Source organism: Methylobacterium sp. E-016 (assembly GCF_022829745.1).
GTDB lineage: Bacteria > Pseudomonadota > Alphaproteobacteria > Rhizobiales > Beijerinckiaceae > Methylobacterium.
In genome coordinates, this window is the sequence record NZ_JAKSYF010000128.1 from 51301 (window position 1) to 58478 (window position 7178).

A 7178-nucleotide genomic window follows, 5' to 3' on the forward strand; every position below is an offset into this window, starting at 1 on the left:
GATCCGCCGGGGGGAGGGAAGAACGGAGCGGAGGAACGATCATGACCGCCCCCCTGCTCACGGTCTCCGGCCTGACCAAGCGCTACGGCGCGCGCACCGCCTGCGACGGCGTCGGCTTCACTTTGGAGGCGGGCGAGGTGCTGGCGGTGGTCGGCGAATCCGGCTCCGGCAAGTCGACCCTGCTCGGCCTGGTCGCCGGCGAGGTCGCGGCGGATGCGGGCTCGGTCGCCTACCGGATGCGCGACGGCGCCAGCCGCGACCTCGCGACCTTGAGCGCGGCCGAGCGCCGGGCGCTGATGCGCACCGACTGGGGCTTCGTGCGCCAGGACGCGTCGCAGGGCCTGCGCATGGCGGTCTCGGCCGGCGGCAACGTCGGCGAGCGGCTGATGGGCGTCGGCGAGCGCCATTACGGCCGCATCCGCGCCACCGCCCTCGACTGGCTCGGCCGCGTCGAGATCGCCGCAGACCGGATCGACGACCCGCCGACGCGGTTCTCCGGCGGCATGCGCCAGCGCCTGCAGATCGCCCGCAACCTCGTGACGAGCCCCCGCCTCGTGCTGATGGACGAGCCGACCTCGGGCCTCGACGTCTCGGTGCAGGCGCGCCTGCTCGACATGGTCCGCGGGCTCGTGGCCGAGCTCGGGCTCGCGGTGATCATCGTCACCCACGACCTCGCCGTCGCCCGCCTGCTCTCGCACCGGGTGCTGGTGATGCGCCACGGCCGGGTGATCGAGACCGGGCTGACCGATCAGGTCCTCGACGACCCGCAGGCCGCCTACACCCAGCTCCTCGTCTCCTCGGTGCTCGCCGCATGACCCCGCCGCTGATCGCCTTCGAGGACGTGGGCAAGCGCTTCACCCTGCACCTGCGCGGCGGCACGGTGCTGCCGGTGATCGCGGGCGCGAGCCTCGCCGTCGCGGCGGGCGAGTGCGTGGTGCTCGGCGGCGCGTCCGGCACCGGGAAATCCTCGCTCCTGAAGATGGCCTACGGCAATTACCGCTGCGAGCACGGCGCGATCCGGATCTGGGACGGAGCCCGCACGGTGGACGTCGCCACGGCCGAGCCGCGCGCGATCCTGGCCCTGCGCCGGCACGTCGTCGCCTACGTCTCGCAGTTCCTGCGCGTGATCCCCCGCGTCGGCGCCCGCGCGATCGTCGAGGCGGCGGGCATCGAGGGTGGCCTCGACGCCGATGTGGCGCGCGCGCGCGCCGCGGCGCTGCTCGCGCGCCTCGACCTGCCCGAGCGCCTGTGGGACCTGCCGCCGGCCACCTTCTCGGGCGGCGAGCAGCAGCGGGTGAACATCGCCCGCGGGTTGATCGCCGACCGGCCCCTCGTGCTGATGGACGAGCCGACCGCCTCGCTCGATGCCCGCAACCGCGACGTCGTGATCGCGCTGATCCGCGAGAAGCGGGCGGCGGGCGCGGGCATCCTCGGCATCTTCCACGACGCCGACGTACGCGAGGCGGTGGCGACGCGGATCGTGGACGTGGCGGATTTCCGCGCGCCGATCGCGGCATGAGAGGGCGCGGCATGAACGGGCGCGGCATGAGCGGAGACGGCGGAGCGATGGCGGACCGGGTCGAGATCCTCGAGAACGCGCGCCTCGTCCTGGCCGACCGCGTCGTCGACGGCTGGCTCGCGATCGTGGACGGCCGCATCGCCGAGCACGGCGCGGGCCGGGCGCCGGAGCGCGGCCGGGACCTCCGCGGCGACCACCTCGTCCCCGGCCTGGTCGAGCTGCACACCGACCACCTGGAAAGCCACTACGCGCCGCGCCCCGGCGTGCGCTGGCATCCGCTGGGCGCCGTGCTCGCCTACGATGCGCAGATCGCCGCCTCGGGGATCACCACCGTGTTCGATTCGCTGCGCGCCGGCACCGACCCGGACGGCAGCGGCCTCGGCTCCGAGCTCGACGCGCTGGCGCAGGCCATCGCCGACGCGCGCGCCGCCGACCTGTTCCGGGCCGAGCACCGGACGCACCTGCGCTGCGAGATCCCGTCGGCCGACGTGATCGACACCGTCCGCGCCTTCGTCCGGCGTCATCCCGTCGGCCTGATCTCGCTGATGGACCACACGCCGGGGCAGCGGCAGTTCCGCGACATGGCGAAGTATTATCAATATGCCGGCCGCGGCGGCCGGCCGATCGAGGCGATCCGGGCCGGCACCGAGCGCAAGATCCGCGACGGCGCCGCGCTCAACGCCCGCAACCGCCCGATCCTCGTGGCGCTGGCCCGGGAGCAGGGCATCCCGCTGGCGAGCCACGACGACACGACGCTGGCCGACGTCGCCCAGTCGCGGGCCGAAGCGGTCGCGCTCGCCGAGTTCCCAACCACCCGCGAGGCGGCCGAGGCTTCGCACGCGGCCGGCATCACCGTGATGATGGGCGCGCCCAACCTGATCCGCGGCGGCTCGCATTCCGGCAACGTGGCGGCGCACGCTCTCGCCGAGGCTGGCCTGCTCAGCATCCTGTCCTCCGACTACGTGCCGGCGAGCCTGCTGATGGCGGCGTTCCAGCTGCCCGAGCGCGTGCCCGGCATCGACCTGGCCGCCGCCATCGCCACCGTCACCGCCAACCCGGCCCGCGCCACCGGCCTCGACGACCGCGGCCGGATCGCGCCCGGCCTGCGCGCCGACCTCGTCCGCGTGCGGACGGCGCAAGGGGTGCCCGTCGTCCGCGAGGTCTGGCGCGCCGGCGCGCGGGTGGTGTGATGGCGGGCGGCTTCGTCCTCGTGGTCGGCCCGAGCGGGGCCGGCAAGGACACGGTGATCGCCGCCGCGCGGGCGCAGCTGGCCGGCGACCCGCGCTTCGTCTTCCCGCGCCGCCTGGTGACCCGGCCGCCCTCGGCGCACGAGGACAACGCCGAGATCGCCGAGGCGGAGTTTTCCCGCGCCGCCGCGGCCGGCGCGTTTCCCCTGCATTGGCGCGCGCACGGCCTCGGCTACGCGATCCCGGCCGAGGCGCTGACCGAGGCCGAGCAGGGGCGGGTCGTGGTGTGCAACGTCTCGCGCCGGGTGATCGAGGCGGCGCGCCGGACGCTCCCCGGCGTCCATGTCGTAGCGATCACGGCCGCCCCCGAGATCCTGGCCGCACGGCTTGCCGCCCGCGGCCGCCCCGAGGACGGCGACCTCGCCGCGCGCCTGGCCCGCGCGGTCCCGGCGGAGGCCGACGACACCGTCGCCAACGACGGCGACCGCCGCGTCGCGGCGGCCGGCTTCGTCGCGATCCTGCGCGACCGCGCCGGACGCCGCTGACCGTCTCGACGCGGCGGCCGGCGACGCGCCGTGGCCGCCGGCGAGAGCCTGGACAGGTCTTTCGATGGGCAGGCAACCAAGCGGCGGTCGATCGGTTATTCGGGCCACCATCTGCATTGGGAAAGAAGTCGACGCCATGCCGAACCGTCTCACCCTCACCGCCGGCCTGATCGCCGCCGGCCTGCTCGCCGCTCCGCTCGGCCTGACGCATGCGGCCAGGGCCGAGTCCGACCAGAAGGAGTTCCAGCTCGCCAAGACCACCAAGGTCGGTCTCGCCCAGGCGCTGACCACGGCCGAGGCCCAGGGCGAGAAGGGCCGCGCCATCGACGCGGATTTCGAGAAGGCGGACGGCAAGAACCCGACGCATTACAGCATCAAGGTCGTCTATCCGGACGGCAAGCTCGTCGAGTACGGCATCAATGCCGACAGCGGCGCGCTCTACAAGACCGAGAACCAGCCGATCGAGCGGTACTTCACCCGCCTCAAGCCGGCCGATTTCCAGAACGCCACCACGTCGTTGAAGGACGCGCTGACGATCGCCGAGCAGAAGGCGGGCGGCGGCAAGGCCTACGAGGCCGAGGTCGAGCGCGACGGCAAGTCGGTACAGTACGAGATCAAGGTGGCGCTGGCCGACCGCGAGCAGACCGTGAAGGTCGGCCCGAACGGCAAGGTCGTCGGCGACTGATCGCCCCGGTGCGCGGCGCGGCGCCGATCGGTGCCGCGCCGATCCGCGGATCGTGATACGGGGTCTGCCGGAGGCCGGATCGATGGCGGACCCCGAGCTCAGATCTGAACGGCCGCGAGCCATGCTGCGATGAACCCGACCGCCGTCGCCGTCATGCTCGGCATCGCCACGGGCGCGATCTCCCTGCTCGTGTTCGCGATCGTCGACGGCCACCCGCTGCTCCTGGCCAGCATGGTCGCCGTGTTCATCGCGATGTTCGTGCGCTGGGGCTGACGCGCCCCCTCGTCCCGGCAGCCGTCGGCTTCGAAGACCCCGTCGATCCACCGATCTGTGGGTGCGGCGTCGGCCGCGACAGGGCGGAGCTTCACAAGGCTGTCACGCTGCTATTAGACTAAGCCCCGATGGAGAGGGCCTTTTCGTCACTTCGCGAAGGGCTGGGATCGACCGGATTGGCACCCGGACCCCGCCGCGAGCCGGATGTATCCGCCCCAGCCGGTCGCCGACCGCGCCCGGCGCGCCACGCGTGTCCCATGCCTCCGGCCGAGACGGTGCCGCCGCCGGGCCGCCGGATCCCGCGCCCGGACGCACAAGAGCCCCATCCCCCCGTCGACCCTGTCCTCGGGACAGCGCGCAATGTCGATCTCGCGCGTTGTCCCGTATGGCTTTCGTTCGAAGAGTCGCGCCGATGATGGATCTTCAGACCCTCGTCCTCAACGCGGATTACCGGCCGCTCTCCTACAACCCGCTCTCGTTGTGGAGCTGGAAGGACGCCTTCACCGCCCTGTTCCTCGACCGCGTGACCCTGGTGGCGAGCTACGACGTCGAGGCGCGCAGCCCGAGCCGGGCGCTCCGGGTGCCGAGCGTGGTGGCGCTGAAGAACTACGTCACGCTGGCCCGCAGCCCGGCCTTCACCCGCTACAACATCTACCTGCGCGACAGCTTCTCGTGCCAGTATTGCGGCCTGCGCCTGCCCTCGGGCGGCTTGACCTTCGACCACGTCAACCCGCGCTCCCGCGGCGGGCTCTCCACCTGGGAGAACGTCGTCGCCGCCTGCAGCCCGTGCAACCTGCGCAAGGCGAACCGCACCCCGCACGAGGCCGAGATGCCGCTGCTGACCGAGCCGCGCCGCCCGACCCGCTACGAGCTGCACCACCGCCAGCCCGAGTTCGACCACCGCGACTACCACCACACCTGGCTCGACTACCTGTACTGGGACAGCGAGCTGGAGAGCTGATCGGGAAAGGAGCGCGCATCCGGTCTCATCGGCACCGGCCGATGGGACCGCGTGGAGCGTGCGTCCTGAGACGCGTTCGGGCCGGTTCACGGGCCGTGATCGGGCTCGGAGACGGGAGCGCCGAGGCCGATCCGGGCGCTGCGCGGCCATGTCGACTTCACGATGTCGTCGGTGTAGGGCCCCTGCTCCTACGCGAAAGCTGTATCGGCACGGCCGAGAACGGCCAGGACGGCAACCCAGCAAAGCCGCTGCACCCGCATCATCCGAGTTTCCTCCGAGGTCGAGGGCGAACCCTGGGCTGACCGGGTTCGGCCGAGCGGATCGGCAGCGGTTCCGTCGCCCCCGGAGGCCGGGTCCGGTCGCGCACCGAGCGAACCGCGGCGCGGTGGCGCGCGTTCGAGCATCGACCGGACCGATCCGGGACGACCTCGAGGATGGAACCGGCATGGCAGCACCGACCCGCATCGTGATCGTCGGCGGCGGCATCGCCGGGATCACGGTGGCGACCGGCCTCGGCCGCCGCCTCGGCCGGAGCGGGGCGGCGCAGGTCACCCTGGTCGACCGGGCCCTGTCCCATGTCTGGAAGCCGATGCTGCACACCTTCGCCGCCGGCACCGCGCTGCCGGACCGGCAGAAGCTGAGCTTGCTCGCGCAGGCCAAGGCCAACCATTTCCGCTTCCGGCTCGGCTCGCTGCAGGCCGTCGACCGTGCCGCGCGGCAGCTGACCCTCGCCCCCTTCGACGCGGAGGGCGACGGAGCGGCCCTCGCGCCGACGCAGCTCGGCTACGACGTGCTGATCCTCGCCCTCGGCAGCCGCGCGAACGATTTCGGGACGCCGGGCGTGGCCGAGCATTGCGCCACGATCGACGACCTCTCCGACGCGGAGGCGCTGCACCGGCGCCTGCGCGGGCAGGTGCTGGCGGCGCTGCGCTCGGAGGCCAGCCTGCGGATCGCCATCGTCGGCGGCGGCGCCACCGGCGTCGAGTTCGCGGCCGAGCTGAAGCACGCCGTCGACGTGATCGCCGGCTACGGCACCGGCGCCTTGCGCGAAAAGCTCCGCCTCACCCTGATCGAGAGCGGCCCGCGCCTGCTTGCCGCCTTCCCCGATCGCGTCTCCCGGGCCGCGGCGGCCACCCTGGCCGACCTCGCGGTCGACGTGCGCACCGGCGCCCTGGTGACCGGCGCCGACGCCGCGGGCTTCACGCTGAAGGACGGCGGACGGATCGAGGCCGACATCAAGGTCTGGGCCGCCGGGGTGCGCGCGCCCGCGGTGCTCGCCCGGATCGAGGGGCTCGACCGGTCGCGCACCGGCCAGCTCGTGGTCGGCGACACCCTCCAGGCCACGCGCGACCCGGCGATCTTCGCGCTCGGCGACTGCGCCGCCTGCCCGCAGCCCGGCGCGGAGCATCCGGTGCCGGCGACCGCGCAGGCGGCCCACCAGCAGGCCCGGCACCTCGTGCGCCATTTCGAGGCGTGGCGGCACGGCGGCGCGATGGCGCCGTTCCGCTATCTCGACAAGGGCGCGCTCGTGTCCCTGGCCGACTACAACGGCTGGGGCACGCTCGGGCGCTACACCTTCGGCGGCGGCCGCCTGCGCGGCCTGTTCGCGCGGCTCGCCCACGACCTGCTCTACCGCCGGCACCAGGTCGGCCTGCTCGGCCCGTTCCGCGGCGCCCTCGCCTGGCTCGCCGACGACCTCGCCCATGCCGTCGGGCCGCCGGTGCGGCTGGATTGAGACGCCCGGCTCCGGGATCGGCCGGACGGGCACGTCCCCGTGCGACGTCGAGCCTGCCGTCGGCCGGCCGCATTCCGGCGTCGGACCGGCTTATGCCGGCCGCTCTCCATCGTGCGGAGACGGCGCGATCAGGCCGGCCGAGCGGAGGGTGGATCGGGGCCGGACCGGGTGCCGCGGGGGCGTGTCGCGGGTCAGCGGTCCAGGGGCTGGCCGTCGCGGGGCGTGATGCCCTGCGAGCGCAGCTGTTGGTTCTGCTCGTTGATCTGGATCGGG

Annotated in this window: 8 protein-coding genes; all 8 read left to right on the forward strand. The window is 73.4% G+C overall.

What is annotated here, in order from left to right; translation table 11 throughout:
• The first annotated feature begins 41 nt into the window (after positions 1–41).
• Positions 42–815 (forward strand): phosphonate C-P lyase system protein PhnK, encoded by a 774-nt coding sequence (gene phnK / locus MKK68_RS17305; RefSeq protein ID WP_147729897.1) that lies wholly within the window; start codon positions 42–44, stop codon positions 813–815.
• Complete coding sequence (gene phnL / locus MKK68_RS17310; protein ID WP_244031777.1) at positions 812–1519, forward strand: phosphonate C-P lyase system protein PhnL; 708 nt, start codon at positions 812–814, stop codon at positions 1517–1519. The genes phnK and phnL overlap by 4 nt, the downstream gene beginning before the upstream one ends.
• Positions 1520–1566: 47 nt before the next feature.
• Positions 1567–2709, forward strand: a complete 1143-nt coding sequence (locus MKK68_RS17315) for an alpha-D-ribose 1-methylphosphonate 5-triphosphate diphosphatase (RefSeq protein ID WP_147729705.1) — start codon at positions 1567–1569, stop codon at positions 2707–2709.
• Complete coding sequence (gene phnN / locus MKK68_RS17320) at positions 2709–3251, forward strand: phosphonate metabolism protein/1,5-bisphosphokinase (PRPP-forming) PhnN (RefSeq protein WP_187274845.1); 543 nt, start codon at positions 2709–2711, stop codon at positions 3249–3251. The genes MKK68_RS17315 and phnN overlap by 1 nt, the downstream gene beginning before the upstream one ends.
• A gap of 136 nt (positions 3252–3387) precedes the next feature.
• Complete coding sequence (locus MKK68_RS17325; protein ID WP_147844466.1) at positions 3388–3936, forward strand: PepSY domain-containing protein; 549 nt, start codon at positions 3388–3390, stop codon at positions 3934–3936.
• 129 nt (positions 3937–4065) lie between these two features.
• Positions 4066–4209 carry a hypothetical protein gene (locus MKK68_RS17330; RefSeq protein ID WP_187274846.1) on the forward strand — a complete coding sequence of 48 codons (144 nt, stop codon included), beginning with the start codon at positions 4066–4068 and terminating at the stop codon, positions 4207–4209.
• 412 nt (positions 4210–4621) lie between these two features.
• A complete protein-coding gene (locus tag MKK68_RS17335; protein WP_147729215.1) occupies positions 4622–5170 on the forward strand; it encodes an HNH endonuclease in 549 nt (182 codons plus the stop codon).
• A 445-nt stretch (positions 5171–5615) separates the two neighbouring features.
• A complete protein-coding gene (locus MKK68_RS17340) occupies positions 5616–6905 on the forward strand; it encodes an NAD(P)/FAD-dependent oxidoreductase (RefSeq protein ID WP_244031784.1) in 1290 nt (429 codons plus the stop codon).
• The last annotated feature ends 273 nt before the right edge of the window (positions 6906–7178 follow it).